At 66.9% G+C, this 1,403-nt stretch carries 1 protein-coding gene; it reads left to right on the top strand.

Going from position 1 to position 1,403, the window contains the following annotated elements; translation table 11 throughout:
• Positions 1-176 precede the first annotated feature (176 nt).
• A complete protein-coding gene (locus tag AC07EJ_RS46065; protein ID WP_478886541.1) occupies positions 177-1,379 on the top strand; it encodes an IS110 family RNA-guided transposase in 1,203 nt (400 codons plus the stop codon).
• Positions 1,380-1,403 lie beyond the last annotated feature (24 nt).

Below are 1,403 nucleotides of genomic sequence, written 5' to 3'. Positions count from 1 at the left end.
CCCCCCCTTGTTAACCATGATCCGGGGGGTGGTGTCACCGGTCCCGGAGGCACTGACTGACCGCTGATTAGGGGCATGACCACCGACTTTTCGCAGGTCGGGAGGCTCTTCGTAATGTGGATGTGGCGATCGGTGCCGTGGCTTTGAGGCCGGATGAGTACAACCGGAGGACGCACGTGATCGACACCGGCGACATCGACGTCTATCTCGGCCTGGACGTCGGCAAAGGCGAACACCACGCCACCGCAGTGAACCCGGCAGGGAAGAAGGTCTTCGACAAGCGGCTGCCCAACACCGAGCCCAAACTCCGCGAGCTCTTCGACAAGTTGAAGGCCAAGCTCGGCGCCGTGCTGGTGGTTGTCGACCAGCCCGCCTCGATCGGTGCCCTGCCGCTGGCCGTCGCCCGCGATGCTGGCTGCCAGGTCGCCTACCTGCCCGGATTAACCATGCGGCGGATCGCCGATCTCTATCCCGGCGAGGCCAAAACCGACGCCCGGGACGCGTTCATCATCGCCGACGCCGCCCGCTCGATGCCCCACACCCTGCGGTCCATCGAGCTGGAGGACGAGACCGTCGCCGAGCTGGAGATGATCGTCGGCTTCGACGACGACCTGACCGGCGAAGCCACCCGCATCGCCAACCGGCTGCACGGTCTGCTCACCCAGATCCACCCCTCGCTGGAACGCGTCCTGGGCCCGCGCATCCAGCACCCGGCCGTGCTGCTGATGCTCGAACAGCACGGCTCACCAGCCCAGTTGAGGAAGGCCGGACGACGACGTCTGGTCAGCCTGATCCGCCCGAAGGCCCCCAGGATGGCCGAACGTCTCGTCGAGGACGTCTTCACCGCGCTCGACGAGCAGACGGTGGTCGTCCCTGGCACCGACGCGGCCGCACTGATCGTTCCCAGCCTGGCCGGCTCCCTGAAAGCCGTCCTCGACCAGCGCAAACTCCTCGCGACCCGGATCGAGGAACTGCTGGAGGCCCACCCTCTTTCGAGGGTCCTGACGTCCATGCCGGGAGTCGGCGTCAGGACCGGAGCCCGCATCCTCATCGAGGTCGGCGACGGCACCAGTTTCCCCACCGCCGCCCACCTTGCCGCCTACGCCGGACTCGCCCCCGCAACCAGAAGCTCGGGCTCCTCGATCCGCGGCGAACAGCCTTCACGCAGGGGAAACAAGCAGCTCAAGCGGGCTTTCTTCCTCTCCGCTTTCGCCTCACTGGGCGACCCCGCCTCCCGGACCTACTACGACAAAAAGATCGCCCAGGGAAAGCACCACACCCAGGCTCTGCTCTGCCTCGCCCGCCGCCGGGCCGACGTCCTGTTCGCGATGCTCCGCGACGGCACCTTCTACGACCCCCAACCCGCCCCATCCCCTTGACCAAAGTCATAGGGGCACCCCCCC

It is taken from the genome of Streptomyces sp. NPDC045026 (genome assembly GCF_056432625.1).
The sequence above is the reverse complement of the archived record's forward strand: the minus strand, read 5'-3'. Positions and strand labels throughout refer to the sequence as shown.